This window comes from Solilutibacter tolerans, from assembly GCF_900155935.1.
Classification (GTDB): domain Bacteria; phylum Pseudomonadota; class Gammaproteobacteria; order Xanthomonadales; family Xanthomonadaceae; genus Solilutibacter; species Solilutibacter tolerans.
This window is the reverse complement of the sequence record NZ_FTLW01000002.1, coordinates 186,210-205,219: the sequence shown is the minus strand read 5'-3', so window position 1 is coordinate 205,219 and position 19,010 is coordinate 186,210. Positions and strand designations below refer to the sequence as shown.

Sequence of the window (19,010 nt, the reverse complement as noted above, 5' to 3'; positions counted from 1 at the left end):
GGTTACTCCTGGGCTTTCTTCCCACCCTTGGCCATTTCGGCTTCCATGTCCGCCATCATCTTCTCCATTGCGGACTGGGCCAGTGGCTGCATTTCCTGCATCGTGCGCTGGAGCAATTGCGGCATCTTCTGCATCACGCTACGGCCTTCCGGGCTTTCATAGAACCGCGTCATCGCTAGGACCTCATCAGCCGTCATCGTGTCGGTGTATACACGCAGATAGATCGGTTTCAGGTTGTTCCATGACAGCATGTCGCGCAGGCTGGCTTCTTGCGCCGCCACCATGCGCTGGGCACGGTTCTTGTCGGCTTTGCTGGCGCCGCTGCTTGCCAGTCGTTGGTCCACCAGCGCATTGGACTGCTGCATCATCGCCGGAATCATCTGGTCGATGACTTTCTCCGCGTCCATTACCTGCAGCAGTCGTTCGATCTGCGCGGTGCTGGGCGGCGCGGCCTGTGCATTGCTGCCAAGCACTGCGAGACCAAGAAGAATCAGGGCGAGAATCTTTTTCATGATGGACTCCATGTCAGGGGGTACTAGCTTACTTGCGCGCGCCATACGGGGGCCCATGGCCTGATAAAGTGCCGACATGTTGCACATCGCACCAGGGATCGACATCGACGAGGACGAGCTTACCGAGCGCTTCGTGCGTGCATCCGGCGCGGGCGGGCAGAACGTCAACAAGGTCGCGACCGCGGTGGAACTTAGGTTTGATGTCGCATCGTCACCCTCGTTGCCGGATGCCGTGCGCACGCGGCTGTTGGCGCGACGCGACCGGCGTATGACGATGGACGGGGTGATCGTCATCCAGGCGCAGCGGTTTCGCACCCAGGATCGCAACCGGCAGGATGCGCGCGATCGCCTGATCGCGTTCATCGAGCATGGATTGCATGCTCCCAAGCCACGCGTGGCTACCAAGCCAACGCGTGGATCCAAAGAGCGTCGCTTGCAGGCGAAACGTGGCCGCAGTGAAATCAAGCGCGGCCGTGGTGCGCGTGAGTGGGATTGACCACGAAATAGAAGATGGGATTGAACGAAGGACAGGGGATATGCCGATACAACATCCACCCACACCGGCCCGCGATGGCGACATTCTGCCGCTACCGCCGAATGCACCGCGCGTGCATCGCAGTCGCTTTGCGCAGTGGCTAGGCCGCAGCATCCTGAAGATGGGTGGCTGGAAGATGGTGGGTGAGTTTCCGGATGTACGTAAAGCAATTCTGATCGGCGCGCCGCATTCTTCCAATTGGGATGGTGTGTGGGGCTTCTCCGCCTTGCTCGCGCTGGGGTTGGACTTGCGCATCCTGGGCAAGAAGGAGTTGTTCTGGGGGCCGATGGGTTGGTTGATGCGTGTGCTCGGCGTCATCCCGATTGATCGAAGTGCGCCGGGTGGTTTTGTCGCGCAAAGCATCGAGACAATGAAAAACGCCGACGCGATCTGGATTGGTCTGGCACCCGAAGGTACGCGCAAGAAAGTCGATCAGTGGAAGACCGGTTTCTGGAAGTTGGCGAAAGGCGCGGACGTGCCGGTGATCCTGGCGTACTTCCACTACCCGGACAAGATCATCGGTATCGGCCCGACCATCGAAATATCCGATGACATGGCCGCCGATATGGCCAAGATCCGCGAGTGGTACGCGCCGTGGCAGGGCAAGAATCGCGGCACCGCGTGAGTGTAGTCAGCGTGGCCTGACGCCTTCGGTTAGGATCGAAAACAATGCGGCGGCGGCGTCTGGCAAAGGCATAGGCAATAACAGGCCCAGCACGCCATCCACATGCAGGCTGGCCAGGCCATGCACCATCGACCAACCAGCCAGCGCGACTTGCTCGGGTGGACGTGTGCCGGTCAAGCCGGCTGCGCTGCAATCCTGCGCGGCCCGCAACACCACACCAAAGGCGCGCTGACCTGCTTCGAGTAGCGCCGGGTAATCCGGTTTGTGGCATTCGATGCCAAACATCAGGCGATACAGCGACGGATGCATGGCCGCGAAACCCAGATACGCCTCGCCGACCGCGAGATAAGCCGAGACTGGATCGCTCGCGGCAACGCGCGCGGTTTCCGTTGCTGTGGTGAGTTCGTCAAGCCCCTCGGTGATGACGGCAGCCAGCAAGGCATCGCGGTCTTCGAAATGACGATACGGCGCCGCTGCGCTGACGCCGGCCTTTTGCGCTGCACCTCGCAGCGTCACCGCTTGCGCACCACCTTCTTCCACCATGTCGCGCGCCGCCATCAGCAGCGCACGGTGCAAGTCGCCGTGGTGGTAGCCCTGCGGCTTGGGAATGCGCGCTTTCTTGCGAGGTGCGGCTCTCATGTTGACAACTGTAACATTGCGAAGCTAGGCTGGATGTTGACGATATAAACATTTTGTTAAGCCCTATACGCAAGGAGAGCCCCATGAACTTCAATCCCGTCGTCTGGTTCGAGATCTACGTGCAGGACATGCCGCGCGCGCAAGCGTTCTACGAAAAGGTGTTGGACAAGAAGCTGGAAGGGCTTGAAGCCCCCGAAGGCGATGCTTCGGGATTTCAGATGCTGGCGTTTCCGATGGCAATGGAAAACGGCGGTGCCGGCGGCGCATTGGTGAAAGCCGAAGGGGTGCCATCTGGCGGCATGGGCACGCTTGTCTATTTCGGTTGCGAGGACTGCGCGGTGGAAGCAGGTCGTGTCGTCGCCGCAGGCGGACAGATCTTCAAGGAGAAATTCTCAATCGGCCCATACGGTTTTTGCGCACTGGCGCACGACACCGAAGGCAATATGTTTGGCCTGCATTCAATGGAGTGAAATATTTTCGTTGATGTCGCATCGTCTTATCGCATGCGACTGGTTAGATGAACGATGTCATGGCGCGACGCCAGTGACATCGTCCACATCAACATGAAACGTGAGGATCCGCATGAGCAACTCCCCCATCACCGTTGAAACCACCGTCAACGCCCCGGCAGAATCTGTCTGGACAGCTTGGAATACCCCCGACGACATCAAGCAATGGAATGCCGCATCCGATGACTGGCATACCACCGCATCAGAAGTCGACCTGCGCGAAGGTGGTCGTTTCAGCTCGCGGATGGAATCCAAGGATGGTGTGCATGGCTTCGATTTCGGCGGCACTTACGTCGCCATCGATCCGGGCAAACGTCTGCACTACGCCATCGATGATGGCCGTCATGTGCATGTCGATTTCATCGACAACGGCGACGGCAGCGTGACCGTGCGCGAGCGCTTCGACGCCGAGGGCACGCACACACGTGAGCAGCAGCAGGAGGGCTGGCAAGCCATTCTCGACAACTTCAAGCGCCACGTCGAAGCGAAAGCCTGAGGGGGCCGACATGACACGCACGCAAGGGCTTTTCATCAACTTACCGATTGCGGATATCGCTCGCACACGGGCGTTCTATACAGCACTCGGTTTCGAGATCAACGAGAATTTCAGCGACGACAACGCCGTTGCAGTGGTGCTGGGCGACAAGCAGTTCGCGATGTTGCTCAAGCGCGAGTTCTTCCAGACGTTCACCAAGCTCGAGCTGGCTGACCCGACCAAGTACGTGCAAAGCCTCGTCGCGATCCAGTTCGATGACAAGAAGGAAGTCGATGCGATCGTCGAGGCCGCGCTGGGGAATGGCGGCGGCGAGCCGCACCCGCCGGAAGACATGGGTTTCATGTACCAACGTGCCTTCAGCGATCCGGATGGCCACGGCTGGGGCCCGTTCTGGATGGACCCGGCCGGCATTCCCGAAGATCACTGACGCACACAGACAAAGGACATTCAATGAACCCCTATCTCAATTTCAACGGCAACTGCCGCGAAGCGCTCAGTCATTACCAGCAAGTGTTGGGCGCGAAGCTGCTGTTCCAGCACACCTGGGCCGAGTCGCCGATGGCCGACCAGATGCCCGAGGGCCAAGGTGACGCGATCATGCACGCCACGCTGCAGTTTCCCGATGGCTCGCTGTTGATGGCAGCCGACTACCCGCCTGCGGATTTCAAGCCGATGCAGGGGTTCTCGTTGTCGGTCAATGCCGCATCGGTAGAAGAGGCCGAACGTCTGTTTGCAGGTTTGTCGGAGGGTGGCGTGGTAACGATGCCGCTGGAGCCGACCTTCTGGGCCGAGCGTTTCGGCATGTGCACGGATCGCTTCGGCACATCGTGGATGGTGAACTGTGAAATGAAAGCGCCCTGAGCGCGAGGAGGCAGCATGTATGTAGATGGCTTCGTGATGGCCGTCCCCAAGGCACGCGTCGATGAATACAAGGCGATCGCCGAAAAATCCCGAGACCTGTGGAAGCAGCATGGCGCGCTCGATTACGTAGAAGCCATTGCCGACGACGTGAAACCCGGCAAGCTGACCTCGTTCCCGCAGGCCGTCATGCTGAAGGATGACGAGGTGGTCGTGTTCGCATGGATCACCTACCCCTCGCGTGAGGAGCGTGATCGCGTCAACGCCGCGGTGATGGAAGACCCGTGGATGAAAGAAATGAAACCCGAAGACATGCCCTTCGATGGTCAGCGTATGTTCTGGGGTGGCTTCGAGACTCTGGTGCAGGGCTGATTGATGATGTCCACTGGCTTTCGGGGTAGCGCATGATCCTGCACGCACTCGTCTCCGTCGGCCATTTCATCGCCGCTTTCGCGCTCGTCGCAGCCTTGGTAGCGGAGTGGACGATGCTGCGGGGTCGCGTGGATGGCGCAGTCATCGAACGCTTGCTCCGTGCGGATCTGATCTATGGCCTGTCGGCGATCACGGTGTTGGCTTTCGGCTTGTGCCGCGTGTTCTTCTTCGACAAACCCGCCGCCTACTACCTGCACTCGGTACCGTTCTGGGCCAAGCTGGTGCTATTTGCCGTCATAGGTCTGCTATCGATTGCGCCGACGCTTGCGCTTTTCCGTGCGCGCCGCGCTGCACGCGTCGATGTGAACTATGTAATGGCAGCAAGCGAGATGGGGATGTTGCGTCGCAGGGTGTCGATCGAGCTGATGTTACTGGCGTTGGTGCTATTGGCCGCATCGCTGACGGCAAAAGGCGTGGGCCTGCTGGACTGAGGCGGCGACGAAAAATGTAAAAAAAGCCCCGGTGCGCTGGGGCTTTCAGTGCCACACACGCGGGGGATCAGTTACAACGGCTTGCCGCCGAATTTGTAGGTGAATTCCAGGTAGTAGCTGCGACCCTGGGTGTCGAACCAGGAGATGTCGTAGTAGGGATAGCTGGTATAGGTTGGGTCGACCGGCGGCTTTTCGTCGGTCAGATTGACCACTGACAGCGACAGGCGCGCGCGATCGGTGAATTTGTATTGCAGGTTGGCGTTGTAGCGATAGGTGGCCTCCAGCCATGGGCCCGGATCACCCGCTTCCCAAACCTCGTCGTACGACCAGCCGTTGGGCAGCCGGCCAAGACGATTGGCCTGCACCGATGCAGACCACGCTTCGCGCTCCCACCATAGACGTGCATTGGCCTTCGTGCGCGGGATGTCATACCCGCTGTTGACCGCGAACATGTCGACAATCGGCTCGTCCGGATAGACCTGGATCTCGTGATCGCGCACCCAGGTGTAACCACCGCTCAGACCGATGCGGCCGATGCGGGTATCGAAACGCAGGTTGGTGCTGAAGTCGATGCCACTGGTGTTCTCGCGCGCCACATTGATTGGATTGACGTGCACCCCATAGATGCCGCCATCAGCCGAGCGCGTGATGCGGGCCAGCGTGTCCACGCAGAGAGGTGAATTGATCGGCTGCACGCCGGTGCGGCATTCGTACTCGTTGCGCATGACTTCGCTGGCGCGCAGGTCCTGAACCTGATCACGCATGTCGATATCGAAATAATCCAATGAGACATCTATGTTGTGCCGCGGAGACCAGACGAAACCTGCTGTCCACGAGGTGCTTGTCTCCGGGTTAAGCTCACGGTTGCCGGCGCGGCTGCGGATGATGCCTTCGCTGCTGTAGCTGCAATCGTCCAAGGTTTCATTCGGTTCTTCGATTGCACAACGGTAGTAGTCGGGTACCGAGGTTTCATCATTGCCTGGGCCGGAGAAAACGTAGTGCAGGTCGGGCGCGCGGAATGCTGTGCCGTAGGACGCGCGCACCAACAGGCTGTCGAGCGGGCGCCACTCCATGCCCGCACTCCAGGTGAAGCGCCCGGGCGTACGGCCGGCGAAGCGGTACTGGTCATAGCGCCCTGCGAGGCTCAGGTTGAGTCGTTCGTGCACAGGCATGCGCAACTCGCTGGCCAGCGCCCAACGGTTGCGACTGCCCTTGCCGTTGGAATCCTTCCAGCTGTAGTAGTAGTACTGGGTCGCAAGCGGGTCCGGCTTCAGGTCGTAATCCTGATGTCCCAACTCGGCAGTGGCGGCGAAGCCTGCTGGACCACCCGGCAGTTGGAACAGGTCGGCTTGGGTCAGGGTGAAGGAGAGCGTCTGGCTGGACGACTGCGGGTGATAGGTGGTGTAGGCGAAGATGCTGTCGTACTCGGCACGGGTAAGCGGCGTGTACATCCGGTCGTGTGGCGCGTTGTAGATCGGGAAGCCATCGTCGTCGTAGCCCAGCAGTGGGCCGAGGAACAAATCGTTGGCCTTGGACGCAACGATCTGAGGCCAGCTAATGTCGGCCTTGTATTGCGAATGGCTCAGTGCGACTTCGTAATCCCAGTCTTCGCCAAACACGCCTTTCAAGCCAGTGGTCGCGCCGAACGTCTTCTGCACGGTGTTGACCATGCCGTTGCGAAGGCCCCCCATCTCCTCCTTGCTGAAGACGCGTTGCCAGTACTCCACCTGATCGGTGGCCTGGTTGTAGAAATATCCCTCTTCGTTGCCATCCGGCATCATCAGCGCCCATGTGCGTGGCGCGCGGAACAAAGACAGCTCGTGACGGCCGGCTTGCAGGTCGGCGAACCATTCGTTGCCGTTGTCGAAGCGATAGGTCATCGATGCAAAGGCGTTGATGCCTTTACGCTTGCTGATCATGGTCCGATAGGCCACAGATTGATCGCTGCCGCAGTAGTAGCCGTAGTTGCGGCGATAGGCGTATCCCATGTTGCCGCCGTTGAGACTCGACAGTCCATCGCAGGTTGCCTCGCCCGGGTCGATGTAGTCATCCCACCAATCGGTGATCAAAAAGTTGCGCGGCGGATAACCGTAGCGGGTGGGGTTGGGTGCATCGAAGCTGGAATCCTGCTGCTTGCGGTCAAAGCCCCACAAGGGGTCTTGGTGGCTGTATTCAAAACCGGCAACTGCGCTGAACGCGCCACGGTTGAAGCCGCTCGACACGTTGAGCACATGCGACTGTGCATCCCCGCGCTCGGTCTGTCCGTAGCGATAGCTGACCTCGGTGCCATCGGCCTGACTCTTCAGGATGAAGTTGACTACGCCGGAGATCGCGTCGGAGCCGTAGATCGCTGAAGCGCTGCCGGTCAGCACTTCGATGCGGTCGATCATGCCAAGCGGGATGCTTGAGACATCGGTGAAGTTGCTGCGGCCACCGAATGGCAGCGGGAAGTCGGCGATGCGGCGGCCATTGACCAGGACCAGCGTGTGGTTGGGGCCCAGCGCCCGCAGATCCACCTGTTGTGCGCCGGGGGAGAAGTCGGCGCCGCCAGCCGACTGCTGGCTCTGGGTTTCACCACTGTTCTGCGACAGCGACTGCAGCACTTCGGGCACGCTGGTGAAACCACTGGCCTGGATTTCCTCGGAGGTCATCACGGTGATCGGCGCGGGGCCCTCCACCTGTGTGCGGGGGATGCGCGACCCGGTGACCTGCACCGTGCCCAGATCGGTGGTCGGCGGTGGCTCCTCGGCTTGCTGGGGCTGCGCTGGCGTGGATTCTGTTTGCGCCGGCCCGGATGCCGGCGCTTGCCGGCGTGCGGGGACTGCGGACTTGCTGGCTTGCGCAACGATCAACACGGCACCGTTGCCACCATGCCTGGGTTGGAAGCCGCTGCCCTTGAGCAATTGATCGAGGGCAAGTTGCGCGGGCATCTGGCCGCGTACGCCCGGGCTGCGCGCGCCCTTGAGCTGATCGCTTCGATAGACCAGCTGGGTGCCTGATTGCCTGGCATAGGCATCCAGCGCCGAGGCTAGATCCCCAGCTGGGACATCCAGACGGATGGGCGCTGATTGTGCTTGTGCAGCCAATGCGGCCGAGCAGGCCAGAGACAACAACAGGGTGCGCAACGGGCGAGATGATTTCATGTGGTTCTTTCCCCAGAAGGCGCTCGGAGCAGCGCCGTCAAATCACCATGACGAACGAGTTTGCAAATCCCCCCACGCGATGGGACCGTTCTCAGCGAGAATGCAGGACGATCCGCTCGTTGCTGTAATCGGCGCGCACGGGGAAGCCCGATTCCAGTAGCTCGACGAAACCTTGCGCGTTGTCCCAGCGGAAGCTGCCGCCGATGCGCAGCGCAGCCACGGCCGGGTCATCGATCACGATCTTGCGCGCGTTGTAGCGATTGAATTCGGCTGCGGCATCCGCCAGCGGGGTGTCACGGAAGGCCAGCATGCCCTCACGCCAATCCAGGAGGCGCTCGGCATCGCCAGGGGCCATGCTGCGCACCAATACGCCGCCGTCGCGGACCAGAGCAATGCTGTCGGCCGGTAGCAAGCTAGCCGGTTGCGGCGCCGCTGCGCCGGGCAAAGGTTCCAGCCGCACAATCCCCTCGGTGACGACCACGCGCAAGTCTTGCGCATCGCGCCGGACCGAGAAGCGCGTACCCACAGCGACGGCCTGGTGGCTGCCGGCATTGACCACGAAGGGGCGGCGCGGATCCTTGGCCACGACGAAGATCGCCTCGCCCTGCAGCAGCTCGATCTGACGGGCGCGGCGCGAGATGCGCACTTCGACCAGACTGTCGCTGGCCAAGGTGGCCTGGGAGCCATCGGCCAACGGAAAGCTATCGACTTTGCCCAGCGCGCTGCGATACGTGGCGACATCGACATGGTTATAAGCCAGCCAGCCCCATGCTGCGATGCCGACGCCAATGGCCATCGCTGCGGCAAGCGCGAATGGTGCCCATGGCGATCGACGACGAGGCATGCGCGGTTGCGATGCACGCTCTGCCATGGCCTGAAGCAGTTGTTCGCTGCGGTCGGCCAACGGGGCTTGCCAATATCCACGCGGGGGCGGGCCATCGCCTTGCCATCCAGCGCCCAGTGCCTGCAGGCGTCCGGCTGCGCGCCAACCGGCCTCCAGTCGCAAATAAGCCACCCGATGCGCAGGGTCCATGCCCAGCCAGGCGTTAAGCGTGTGCTGGTCGGCATCGCGCCAGTCCTCACCGTCACGCCGCGTCAGCCAATCCGCTGCCTCGCGCTCGATGGTCAGACTGTCGCGGCGATGTTCAGTGGGCTTGTTCACGCTCGTCGTCCACAGCCGCTGCCTCGCTCGCTGCGGCTTCGCCGGCATGCAGCGCGTCGGTCAGCAGGCGCATGCCTTTGGCGATGTGCTTCTCCACGGTCTTTTCGCTGATGCCCATGCGCATGGCCACTTCCTTCTGAGACAGTTCTTCGACGCGCCGCAACCAGACCACTTCGCGACAACGGTCGGGCAAGCGGTCGAAGGCGGCGGACAATAGCGCCAGTGTTTCCCGGCCGCCGCACCATCGCTCCGGTGAGACGTCATCCACCAAGACGTGCGAAGGCTCGAAATCACCCATTGGCACGATCGACACGACGCGTGCGTGGCGGGCGCGATCGGCCATCAAGTGTCGCGCACTGGAGAACAAAAACGATTTGGGCGAGGTGGGGCGTGACTTAGCCGCCGCCTGATAGATGCGTGCGTACAGTTCCTGACGCAGGTCACGTACCTCGTCGCGATGAGGCCAGCAACGCGTGAGGTAACGTTGCAGCGCTTCCTCGTGGACGAGGATGTGTTCGATGAACCAGCGGTCCAGATCCTCATCCATAGTCGCACCATAGCTGATTAGCGCGGGATGATGAGGGAAAGCGCATCTCCATTCGTCTAGGAACAGGACTGCACGCATGCGGAGGACGATGATGATCAAACAAAGCACAGGAAAGGCCTGGCTGCTGGCAACGTGCCTGTGGGTGCTGCCGATGACGGCTGCGTGGGCGGCGGATGTGGGTCACTACGTGCTGGGTGATACCCGCGCGAAAACGCCGGGCAAGGTCGAGCCTGGACTGTTGCTGATGGGCGGCGGCGACCGCAATTTCGAGGCGATGCGCTGGTTCATGCAGAAGGCCGGCAATGGCCACATCGTGGTGCTGCGCGCCTCGCAAGCGGGTGAGATCGGCGAGGAATTCTTCAACGAGGTCGGTGGTATCCAGTCGGTCGAAACTTTCGTGTTCAAGGACCGCGATGCCGCGAGCGACAAGACCATTTTGGCTGCGCTCAAGCGCGCCGATGGCATCTTCATCGCCGGGGGTGACCAGTCGCGCTACGTGCGTTACTGGCGCGGTACTCCAGTCGGCGCTGCGCTCGATGCGCATGTGCGTGCAGGCAAGCCACTTGGCGGCACCAGTGCGGGTCTCGCGATGCAGGGCGAATACCTTTATGGCGCGATGGATGGCGGCAGCCAGACCAGCCCGCGCGCATTGGCCGATCCGCTCGGCGACGGCAACACCATCGAAACCGATTTCCTCAAGATCGCGCTGCTCAAAGGCGTTATCACCGATACACACTTCAGCGAGCGCAGCCGCCTGGGCCGGCTGATCGCCTTCGTGGCGAAGGGCGAGGTGATGGCCGGACATCCGCTGATTGGCCTCGGCGTGGACGAAGACGCCGCCGTAGCGGTGGAAGGCGATGGCATCGCGCGGGTGTATGCCACCGCGCCGGGTGCCGGGGCGATTATCGTGCGCGGCGGTTTTGCCGAGAAACAGGTTGAAGATGAGGCGATGAATCTTGCGCGCATCGACACCGTGACGGCGGGCGTCGGCTCCGTGCTGCATCTGCCTTCTGGCCGCGTCGACAAGCCCTTGGCCGAACGCCGCTATGCCGTGCGTGATGGCGTGCTGGTGGCGCTCGATACCCCGATGCTGGTGATTCATGGTGGCGCGGGCGTGGAGCCAGGCGATTTGACCGAGGCGGAAGAAGTCGCCGCGCGCGCTGCGCTGGAAGCTGCGTTGCGCGCCGGTCACGCCAAGCTGAAAGCGGGTGCATCGTCGGTGGATGCGGTGCAGGCGGCGATCGTGGTGCTGGAAGATGCGCCGCAGTTCAACGCAGGACGTGGCGCGGTGTTCACCCACGATGGCCGCAACGAACTGGATACCTCGTTGATGGATGGTGCCAGCGGCAAGGCAGGCGCGGCGGCGGGCCTGCATCGGGTCAAGAACCCGATCACTTTGGCGCGCGCGATCATGGACAAGTCCAGGCACGTGATGATGGTGGGCGATGGCGCAGAAGCCTTCGCCAAAACGCAGGACGTGGCGCTGGTCGACCCCAAATATTTCTACACAGAGAAGCGCTGGCGCGCTCTGCAAAAGGCGCTCGCAGAAGAGCGTGCAACGCAAGCCTCGAACACCTCGCAAGTGCTGCCCGGCAAGGCGTATTTCGGCACGGTCGGCGCGCTCGCGCTGGATGGCAAGGGCCACTTGGCTGCGGGCACTTCGACCGGCGGCATGACCAACAAGCGTTACGGCCGCGTCGGCGATTCACCGATCATCGGCGCAGGTACCTGGGCGGATGATCGCTGCGCGGTGTCCGGCACGGGCTGGGGCGAGTTCTATATACGCGCCGCCGCGGCGCATGAAATCTGCGCGCGGGTACGCTTGTCTGGTGACCCGCTGGCACGTTCAGCCGATCGTGTGATCAATCGCGACATCCCCAAGGCCGGCGGCGATGGTGGCGCGATCGCATTGGGCGCGGATGGCAGCGTGGCCTTCCCGTTTAACACGGGTGGCATGTATCGCGGCTGGATCGGTGCGGACGGTGTGCCGCATGTGGCGATCTACAAGACGGATACATTGGCGATGCCGCCGCGCTGAATGATTTCAACGGTCCGAATGCCCGGTCTGGTCGTAGCCGCGCGGCGCGAGCAGGTTGGGTTGGATGAGATCGACAAACGCGCGCGCCTGCGGCGAGAGAAACTTGCCGCGACGCTTGACCACGCCATAGCTGCGCGAAGGAAAGAACTTTGCGAGTGATCGCGTGGCCAGACGTGCGCGATCGGTCTCGGTGATGCAGAACGCAGTGACGATGCTGATGCCTTGTCCCATCGCCACGTACTGCTTGATCACTTCCCAGCCGCCGACTTCCAGCGCCACCGTGTAGGGCACGCGTGCTCGCTGGAAGACCAGGTCAATCAGGCGATACGTGGTGAGGCGCTGCGGTGGCAGGATCAAGCCATAAGGCGAGAGATCGGTCAGGTCGATCTTCTGCTTCGCAGCCAAGGGATGATCCGGCGGCATGATCAACATCGGCTCGAATTCGTGGATGGGCGCGTAGTCGAGATCCGCCGGCACATCCAGCATCGAGCCGAACGCGAGATCCACCTTGTCCGAGCGCAACAGCTCCAGGCCACCTGCGCCGGTCACGTTGTGCAGGGTCAGGCGCACGTCCGGGTGCGCGGCACGGAAGGCGCCGACGATCTGCGGCAACAGGTAGAGGATGGTCGATGAGCCGGCGGCCACGTGCAGCTCGCCTGCATCCAGCCCGGTCAGTTTTTCGCGAAAGGCGGCCTCCAGCCCGTCCAGTCCTTCCACCAAGGGGCGCGCCATCTCGTACAGCAGCTCGCCTTCGCGGGTCAGGGTGAGGCGTCGCCCGCTGCGGTCGAACAGGCGGCTGCCAAACTCCCGCTCCAGCGCCTGGATCTGCAGGCTGACAGCGGGCTGGCTGAGGAACAGGGCCTCGGCGGCGCGCGAAATCGACCCCAAGCGGGCGACTTGGCAGAACGCGCGCAGCGGTTTGAGGCGGCTGCCTTTGTAGGAAAAGCGCGGAAATTCAGTGGCTTGGGCCATACACCGATCGCGCCATTTGAAAGTATTTACTTAATTAATACTAATCATTGACAACTCTAGTTTGTCAAATAGCCATGCGGGGCCGGATGTTGTGCGTCACAGCAAAACCGGAGCACGCATCGGATGTCCGCGGTACTCAAGCCCCACGATGATCTCGAAATCACCGCCCGCACCGAAGGGCAGGACCGTGTCCTGACCCCGGAGGCGCAGTCCTTCCTGCTGGGCCTGCATTGCCGCTTTGACGGCCAGCGCCAGATGCGCCTCAAGGCCCGCGCCGCCCGCCAGGCGCGTTTTGATGCCGGTGCGCTGCCGGACTTCCGCACCGATACCGCCGATATCCGCGCCAGCGACTGGCGCGTCGCCCCGATCCCCGCGGCGCTGGCCGACCGCCGCGTCGAGATCACCGGCCCGGTCGATCCCAAGATGGTCATCAACGCGCTCAACTCCGGCGCGCAGTGCTACATGGCGGACTTCGAAGATTCCACGTCGCCGACGTGGGCCAATGTGATCGAAGGGCAGTTGGCAATGCAGGGCGCGGTCGTCGGCACGCTCGAATTCACCGCTCCCGCTCTGAATGGCAAGCCCGGCAAGCACTACGCGCTGAAACCTGAAGCTGAGCGTGCGGTGCTGATCGTGCGGCCACGCGGTTGGCATCTGGACGAGAAACATGTGCTCGTCGATGGCGAGCGCATGTCGGCATCACTTTTTGATCTCGGCCTGTTCGCCTTCCACAACGCGAAGACGCTCGCGGCCAAGGATCGCGGCCCGTATTTTTATCTGCCGAAACTGCAGTCGATGGAAGAAGCCGCGCTCTGGAACGCGGTGATGGATCACATCGAAACCGAACTTGGCCTGCCGAATGGTCAGATGAAGGCGACGGTACTGATCGAGACGTTGCCTGCCGCGTTCGAGATGGACGAAATCCTGCACGCGCTGAAATCGCGCATCGTCGGCCTCAACTGCGGCCGCTGGGATTACATCTTCAGCTACATCAAGACGCTGCGCGCGCATCGTGATCGCGTCCTGCCCGAGCGCGGACAGGTGACGATGACGCAGCCTTTCCTCAAGGCGTATTCGGAACTCCTCATCAAGACCTGCCATCGTCGCGGTGCGCACGCGATGGGCGGCATGGCTGCGCAGATTCCGATTTCGGTCGATTCGCAAGCGAACGAGCAAGCGCTGGCCCGCGTGCGCGCCGACAAACTGCGTGAAGTGACCGCAGGCCATGACGGCACCTGGGTCGCACATCCCGCGCTCATCCCGCTGGCCCGCGAGATCTTCGATTCGCACATGCCGCAAGCGAACCAGCAAGCCGTGTCGCGGGATGATGTGGATGTCACTGCTGCCGACCTGCTCAAGCCCAGCCGCGGCACCGTGACTGCCAAAGGCTTCGAGGGCAATGTCGAAGTCTGCGTGCGCTATCTCGCCGCATGGCTGGATGGCAATGGTTGCGTGCCGATCCATTGGCTAATGGAAGACGCCGCCACCGCCGAGATCGCCCGTGCGCAGCTGTGGCAGTGGCTGCACTTCGATGCTGATCCCGAGCGCGAAGGCCGCCAGCCGTTGCATCTGGATGACGGTACCCCGATGGATTTCGCCCTGCTGGAACGCGCGCTGATCGGCCTGCCTTCGCGCCTGGCCGCCGAAGGCGACTTCCCCGGCAAGACGCGCGTGCCCGAGGCCATCCAGCTGCTGGTGGAACTCACGCGCAGCGACACCCTGGCCGAATTCCTCACCTTGCCTGCCTACGAGCGCATCGACTGACTGCACGCGGCCAGCACGCAAAACGAATTCGCATCACCCATCCACACCCTCATCTCAAGACATTCAAGGACATCGCCATGAACAAGCTGCCGACTGCCGAACAACTCAAGCTCGATTGGGACAACAACCCACGCTGGGCCGGCGTTACCCGCGCCTACACGGCCGAGGATGTCGTGCGCCTGCGCGGCACGGTGCATGTGGAGCATTCCATCGCGCGTCTGGGCGCGGAAAAATTGTGGAAGTCGCTGCATCAGGAAGATTTCGTCAACGCGCTCGGCGCGCTGACTGGCAACCAGGCCATGCAGCAGGTCAAGGCCGGACTCAAGGCGATTTATCTCTCTGGTTGGCAGGTCGCCGCCGATGCGAACCTCGCCGGCGAGATGTATCCCGACCAGTCGCTCTACCCGGCCAACTCGGTGCCGCAGGTGGTCAAGCGCATCAACAACACCCTCTTGCGCGCCGACCAGCTGCACCATGCCGAGGGCGACGACAGCATCGATTTCTTGCAGCCGATCGTGGCCGATGCCGAGGCCGGTTTCGGTGGCGTGCTCAACGCCCATGAATTGATGAAGGCGATGATCGAAGCCGGCGCCGCCGGCGTGCACTTCGAGGATCAGCTGGCTTCAGTGAAGAAGTGCGGCCACATGGGTGGCAAGGTGCTGGTGCCGACGCGCGAAGCGATCGAGAAGCTCACCGCCGCGCGCCTGGCCGCCGACGTGATGGGCGTACCGACGATTATTGTTGCGCGCACCGACGCCGAAGCCGCCGACCTCCTCACCAGCGACGTGGATGACAACGACAAGCCGTTCACCACCGGCGAGCGCACCGTCGAAGGCTTCTACAAGACCAGGAACGGTCTGGATCAAGCGATCAGCCGCGGCCTGGCCTATGCGCCGTATGCGGACCTTGTCTGGTGCGAGACCGGCAAGCCGGACCTGGAGTTCGCGCGGAAGTTTGCCGAGGCCATCCACGCCAAGTACCCGGGCAAGTTGCTCGCCTACAACTGCTCGCCGTCCTTCAACTGGAAGAAGAACCTGGACGACGCCACCATCGCCAAGTTCCAGAAAGAATTGGGCGCGATGGGCTACAAGTTCCAGTTCATCACCTTGGCCGGTTTCCATGCGCTTAACTACGGCATGTTCAACCTGGCCCATGGTTATGCCCGCCGCCAGATGAGCGCCTTCGTGGAGCTGCAGGAAGCGGAATTCGCCGCCGCCGACAAGGGCTTCACCGCCGTCAAGCATCAGCGTGAAGTCGGTACAGGTTACTTCGATGCGGTGACCCAGACTATCCAGGGCGGCAACAGCTCCACCGTGGCGCTTAAGGGCAGCACCGAGGAAGAGCAATTCCACGGCGAACGCGTGGCGGCTTAAGCCATGCCGCAATCCCGCCATTCGTGCATAGCGAATGGCGGGGTTGGGTTTTGAAGGCATTCGGTGCGATGAGAAGCATCATCTGAGACCCATGACACGCAGCATGTATGTCAGGTGAGTTTGAGCTTGGTTATCATCCGCTGCACGACTAAGCCGGCAGCGTCACAGGGGAGTGACACCGCGCAGGGTGAACAAGGGGAGTCATGGATTCGAGTGTCCTGTTTGCAAAGCGGGCCGGCCGCGCTTGTGTGCGTACCGGTATCAGAGGGGCGATGTTGGCGGTTGCGATGCTTGCGCTCGCTGCATGCGGGGGCGGCGGGGGTGGAGGCTCGGGCGGCGGTACGCCGGCGGCGACCAACCAACCGGGTGCCGTGTCAATCACTGGCACAGCCAGCCAGAATCAGCAATTGAGTGCCGTCGTCAGTGATGGCAATGGCGTACCGGCCAGCATCAATTACCAGTGGTTGGCCAATGGCGTGGAGATCGCCGGCGCTACGGGCAGCATCTATATGTTGACCCAGGCGGAAGTGGGCAAGACCGTTGCGGTGCGTGTCAGTTATGCGGACAACGCAGGCTTCTCCGAGTCGCGAACCAGTGCGGCGACGGCTGCGGTGGCCAATGTCAACGATGCCCCTGTCTTCAGCGCCGGTCGATATGGTGCCGTCACCATCGATGTGGCCGGGTTGCGTGATAGCGGGTTTGGCATCGCGAAGACCGCCGATGGCAAGTATTTGTTGGCGGGTACTACCAACACTACGTCCACCGCGCATGATTTTCTGCTGATGCGAGTAAATGCCAATGGCGTGCTCGATACCACCTTCGGCGATCAGGGGATTGTGCGGACCGATTTTTCAGGTGGGAACGATGCCATCTATGCGGATCCGGTCATTCAGCCGGATGGACGCATCGTCGTTGCAGGGAGCACTGCGCGCGCCGGCAACATCAATTTCGCCTTGGCAAGGTATGACGCAAATGGCGCGCTCGACACCAGCTTCGGCAGCGGCGGCAAGGTGGAGTTGGATTTCGTCGGCGGCAGTGAATGGATCAACGGTGTTGCAATCGCGAGCGACGGCAAGATCATTGTCGCTGGTCCTGCTCAGGCGATCGTCAACCAGGCTGTCAATTTCGCCGTTGCCCGCTTCAATGCGAACGGCAGCATCGACACCTCATTCGGGCAAGGTGGAAAAAACAGCCATGAGGTCCCTCGATACAACAATAGCGACGCCGAGGACATTCCCAGCGACGTAGCTTTGCTGGCCGACGGCAAGATCCTCCTGTCTGGGGGTATAAGCGGGCGGGTCGGCCTGATGCGTTTCGCGGCGAACGGACAGATCGATACTTCGTTTGGTGCTGGGGGCCATGTGGTCGCTCCCAATACCAGTTTCTGGGAAACAGGCATTCGCATGGATGTCGCCAGCGATGGTCGCGTAGTCGTGGCCGGCTATTCGGATACGACCGAGATCGGCAGTCACGACTTCATCATCACGCGATTCATGCCCGATGGTTTGGTCGATGCCAGCTTCGGCACGGGTGGCAAGATATCGACCAACTTCGCTTCATTGAATGACCGCGGCTATGACGTGAAAGTCATGCCTGATGGTCGCATCGTGGCGGCGGGCATGGCGGGATTCGATCATTGGAGTGGGCGTGACAACTTTGCGGCTGTGCGCTATCTCGCCAACGGCCAGCCTGACACAGCGTTCGGCTTCAACGGACGTGCCTATTATGAAATTGGCGGCTACCTCGACAACGTGGAGGCGATGTACCTGGAGAGCAATGGAGACCTGATGCTATTGGGGTCCAGCTTCGACCAGGACAAAATGGCCTATGACGTAGCGTTGGCCCGCATTCGGGTGGATGGCAACTTCGACCGTAGCTTTGGCCAGCCCTATGCGATCAAGCGCGAGGGCATGCCTGATGTGCTGATCGGCACTCGGGCCAGCGTGTCCGATCCTGATGTGGCGGGCAGTGGCAACTTCAACGGCCACCAGTTGACCATTCAGCGTAAAGGCGGTGCGGTGCCGGCGGAAGATGGCTTCTGGCTCGCCGGTAATCGCGTCAATGCTTCGGCTCCCGTTATGGTGCAAGGTGTGGCCATTGGCACCATGTCGGTAGTGGATGGTGTGCTGCGCATCACCCTCGATGCACAAGCGACGCCTGATCTGGTCCGGGGCATGCTGAGCACCATCAGTTACACCCGCAGCAATGCATCGGCCTCTGGGTCAGTGCAATTGGCTTGGCGATGGACTGACGAAACGGGCGCGATGGCCGATGCCGAGAGCAAGGTGGTGTTCTCCGATGACTATGCCGATGTCGGCGACCCGAGAATCGACACCACCAACTTGAGCATGACAAACCATTGGAAACTTGCAGGCACAAATCTGTACTTCAATGGCGCAGACCTGTACATCAACGCCTCTGCGCGACAGATGAACAGCTGGAAGACGATCCTGAAACAAACCTACCCCTCGGGTGAGATCTACGGCAGGTTGGATACCTATGTAAACACGCAAATCAACGTGCGCATGTTGACGCTGTCGGAAGCGGTGAGTTTGCAAGGCCAGCCGAACAGGCCTGCCGCATACCAGACAGGCACCTTTTGGACTTCAACAAAGGATCCAGCCAACGGATTGCGTTACTACACCATCAACATGGCAACCGGGGCGTTTGCCCCGGCGTCCGAAACCAGTCGTTATCCGCTACTGGTGATGGTCACAAACTGAGGTCATCCGTATGAGGTGTCGGCCATGTCGCGACTTGTTGCGGCCTGGCCGATGCCTCTCTCGCCTTGAATCACGAGCGATTGCGTCTGCCGCAGGAGGCTTTTCGGATTCACTCAGCCCTTGATCATGATGAATGATTCAGGAAACAGCCCTGGGGGGCTATTATTTCGTGACGTGCATCACGATGCCAGCAGGATCGAAAGCTTGACAAGCTGGTGATATATTCAAAGGTCTAAGGGCTGGGCCAGAGA

18 protein-coding genes and 1 pseudogene are annotated in these 19,010 nt (G+C 61.4%); 13 read left to right on the top strand and 6 right to left on the bottom strand.

Annotation, left to right across the window (positions count from 1 at the left end):
* Positions 1–2: 2 nt before the first annotated feature.
* Entirely contained in the window at positions 3–512 is a 510-nt protein-coding gene (locus tag BW989_RS04115) for a DUF2059 domain-containing protein (RefSeq protein ID WP_076585659.1), read from the bottom strand.
* 76 nt (positions 513–588) lie between these two features.
* Here BW989_RS04115 and arfB point away from each other — a divergent pair, with 76 nt between their 5' ends.
* Positions 589–1,008: an alternative ribosome rescue aminoacyl-tRNA hydrolase ArfB gene (gene arfB, locus BW989_RS04110; protein WP_076585657.1), complete on the top strand. Its 420-nt coding sequence runs from the start codon at positions 589–591 to the stop codon at positions 1,006–1,008.
* 40 nt (positions 1,009–1,048) lie between these two features.
* On the top strand, positions 1,049–1,672 hold the full coding sequence (locus tag BW989_RS04105; protein WP_076585655.1) for a lysophospholipid acyltransferase family protein: 624 nt from the start codon (positions 1,049–1,051) through the stop codon (positions 1,670–1,672).
* Between the two features lie 6 nt (positions 1,673–1,678).
* Here the strand turns inward: BW989_RS04105 and BW989_RS04100 are convergent, their stop codons facing one another.
* Positions 1,679–2,311 carry a TetR/AcrR family transcriptional regulator gene (locus BW989_RS04100; RefSeq protein ID WP_076585653.1) on the bottom strand — a complete coding sequence of 211 codons (633 nt, stop codon included), beginning with the start codon at positions 2,309–2,311 and terminating at the stop codon, positions 1,679–1,681.
* 83 nt (positions 2,312–2,394) lie between these two features.
* Here BW989_RS04100 and BW989_RS04095 point away from each other — a divergent pair, with 83 nt between their 5' ends.
* The 6 genes from BW989_RS04095 to BW989_RS04070 all read left to right on the top strand — a co-directional run bounded on the left by BW989_RS04095 (position 2,395) and on the right by BW989_RS04070 (position 5,037).
* A complete protein-coding gene (locus BW989_RS04095) occupies positions 2,395–2,781 on the top strand; it encodes a VOC family protein (RefSeq protein WP_076585651.1) in 387 nt (128 codons plus the stop codon).
* A gap of 112 nt (positions 2,782–2,893) precedes the next feature.
* Positions 2,894–3,316: an SRPBCC family protein gene (locus tag BW989_RS04090; RefSeq protein ID WP_076585650.1), complete on the top strand. Its 423-nt coding sequence runs from the start codon at positions 2,894–2,896 to the stop codon at positions 3,314–3,316.
* Between the two features lie 10 nt (positions 3,317–3,326).
* The gene (locus tag BW989_RS04085; protein WP_076585648.1) at positions 3,327–3,743 is read left to right on the top strand and encodes a VOC family protein; all 417 of its coding nucleotides are present in this window, start codon (positions 3,327–3,329) and stop codon (positions 3,741–3,743) included.
* A gap of 23 nt (positions 3,744–3,766) precedes the next feature.
* The gene (locus BW989_RS04080) at positions 3,767–4,177 is read left to right on the top strand and encodes a VOC family protein (RefSeq protein WP_076585646.1); all 411 of its coding nucleotides are present in this window, start codon (positions 3,767–3,769) and stop codon (positions 4,175–4,177) included.
* 15 nt (positions 4,178–4,192) lie between these two features.
* Entirely contained in the window at positions 4,193–4,546 is a 354-nt protein-coding gene (locus tag BW989_RS04075; protein WP_076585644.1) for a DUF1428 domain-containing protein, read from the top strand.
* A 32-nt stretch (positions 4,547–4,578) separates the two neighbouring features.
* Positions 4,579–5,037, top strand: coding sequence for a DUF2214 family protein (locus tag BW989_RS04070; RefSeq protein ID WP_076585642.1), 459 nt, complete (start codon positions 4,579–4,581; stop codon positions 5,035–5,037).
* Between the two features lie 71 nt (positions 5,038–5,108).
* On the opposite strand, the gene BW989_RS04065 is transcribed toward BW989_RS04070, so the two are convergent.
* The 3 genes from BW989_RS04065 to BW989_RS04055 form a co-directional block, all read right to left on the bottom strand.
* Positions 5,109–8,180, bottom strand: a complete 3,072-nt coding sequence (locus tag BW989_RS04065; RefSeq protein WP_076585640.1) for a TonB-dependent receptor — start codon at positions 8,178–8,180, stop codon at positions 5,109–5,111.
* Between the two features lie 91 nt (positions 8,181–8,271).
* Positions 8,272–9,342, bottom strand: a complete 1,071-nt coding sequence (locus BW989_RS04060; protein WP_076585638.1) for a FecR family protein — start codon at positions 9,340–9,342, stop codon at positions 8,272–8,274.
* On the bottom strand, positions 9,326–9,889 hold the full coding sequence (locus BW989_RS04055; RefSeq protein ID WP_076585637.1) for an RNA polymerase sigma factor: 564 nt from the start codon (positions 9,887–9,889) through the stop codon (positions 9,326–9,328). The genes BW989_RS04060 and BW989_RS04055 overlap by 17 nt, the downstream gene beginning before the upstream one ends.
* A gap of 76 nt (positions 9,890–9,965) precedes the next feature.
* On the opposite strand from BW989_RS04055, the pseudogene BW989_RS12775 reads away from it, so the two are divergent.
* Together BW989_RS12775 and BW989_RS12770 are read left to right on the top strand one after the other, a co-directional pair.
* Positions 9,966–10,745, top strand: a pseudogene (locus BW989_RS12775) (cyanophycinase); the annotation flags it as partial.
* A 231-nt stretch (positions 10,746–10,976) separates the two neighbouring features.
* Positions 10,977–11,927, top strand: a complete 951-nt coding sequence (locus BW989_RS12770) for an isoaspartyl peptidase/L-asparaginase family protein (RefSeq protein WP_242651333.1) — start codon at positions 10,977–10,979, stop codon at positions 11,925–11,927.
* 6 nt (positions 11,928–11,933) lie between these two features.
* Here the strand turns inward: BW989_RS12770 and BW989_RS04045 are convergent, their stop codons facing one another.
* Positions 11,934–12,899, bottom strand: coding sequence for a LysR family transcriptional regulator (locus BW989_RS04045; RefSeq protein WP_076585635.1), 966 nt, complete (start codon positions 12,897–12,899; stop codon positions 11,934–11,936).
* 123 nt (positions 12,900–13,022) lie between these two features.
* On the opposite strand from BW989_RS04045, the gene aceB reads away from it, so the two are divergent.
* From aceB to BW989_RS04030, 3 genes are all read left to right on the top strand, one after another.
* A complete protein-coding gene (aceB, locus tag BW989_RS04040; RefSeq protein WP_076585633.1) occupies positions 13,023–14,663 on the top strand; it encodes a malate synthase A in 1,641 nt (546 codons plus the stop codon).
* Positions 14,664–14,740: 77 nt separating this feature from the next.
* Positions 14,741–16,036 (top strand): isocitrate lyase, encoded by a 1,296-nt coding sequence (gene aceA / locus BW989_RS04035; protein WP_076585631.1) that lies wholly within the window; start codon positions 14,741–14,743, stop codon positions 16,034–16,036.
* A gap of 407 nt (positions 16,037–16,443) precedes the next feature.
* The gene (locus BW989_RS04030; protein ID WP_165688549.1) at positions 16,444–18,759 is read left to right on the top strand and encodes a hypothetical protein; all 2,316 of its coding nucleotides are present in this window, start codon (positions 16,444–16,446) and stop codon (positions 18,757–18,759) included.
* Positions 18,760–19,010 lie beyond the last annotated feature (251 nt).

Coding starts and splice junctions, on each gene's coding strand:
- BW989_RS04115 (WP_076585659.1), bottom strand. CDS start 512: ATGAAAAAGATTCTCGCCCTGATTCTTCTTGGTCTCGCAGTGCTTGGC.
- arfB (WP_076585657.1), top strand. CDS start 589: ATGTTGCACATCGCACCAGGGATCGACATCGACGAGGACGAGCTTACC.
- BW989_RS04105 (WP_076585655.1), top strand. CDS start 1,049: ATGCCGATACAACATCCACCCACACCGGCCCGCGATGGCGACATTCTG.
- BW989_RS04100 (WP_076585653.1), bottom strand. CDS start 2,311: ATGAGAGCCGCACCTCGCAAGAAAGCGCGCATTCCCAAGCCGCAGGGC.
- BW989_RS04095 (WP_076585651.1), top strand. CDS start 2,395: ATGAACTTCAATCCCGTCGTCTGGTTCGAGATCTACGTGCAGGACATG.
- BW989_RS04090 (WP_076585650.1), top strand. CDS start 2,894: ATGAGCAACTCCCCCATCACCGTTGAAACCACCGTCAACGCCCCGGCA.
- BW989_RS04085 (WP_076585648.1), top strand. CDS start 3,327: ATGACACGCACGCAAGGGCTTTTCATCAACTTACCGATTGCGGATATC.
- BW989_RS04080 (WP_076585646.1), top strand. CDS start 3,767: ATGAACCCCTATCTCAATTTCAACGGCAACTGCCGCGAAGCGCTCAGT.
- BW989_RS04075 (WP_076585644.1), top strand. CDS start 4,193: ATGTATGTAGATGGCTTCGTGATGGCCGTCCCCAAGGCACGCGTCGAT.
- BW989_RS04070 (WP_076585642.1), top strand. CDS start 4,579: ATGATCCTGCACGCACTCGTCTCCGTCGGCCATTTCATCGCCGCTTTC.
- BW989_RS04065 (WP_076585640.1), bottom strand. CDS start 8,180: ATGAAATCATCTCGCCCGTTGCGCACCCTGTTGTTGTCTCTGGCCTGC.
- BW989_RS04055 (WP_076585637.1), bottom strand. CDS start 9,889: ATGGATGAGGATCTGGACCGCTGGTTCATCGAACACATCCTCGTCCAC.
- BW989_RS12770 (WP_242651333.1), top strand. CDS start 10,977: ATGCTGGTGATTCATGGTGGCGCGGGCGTGGAGCCAGGCGATTTGACC.
- BW989_RS04045 (WP_076585635.1), bottom strand. CDS start 12,899: ATGGCCCAAGCCACTGAATTTCCGCGCTTTTCCTACAAAGGCAGCCGC.
- aceB (WP_076585633.1), top strand. CDS start 13,023: ATGTCCGCGGTACTCAAGCCCCACGATGATCTCGAAATCACCGCCCGC.
- aceA (WP_076585631.1), top strand. CDS start 14,741: ATGAACAAGCTGCCGACTGCCGAACAACTCAAGCTCGATTGGGACAAC.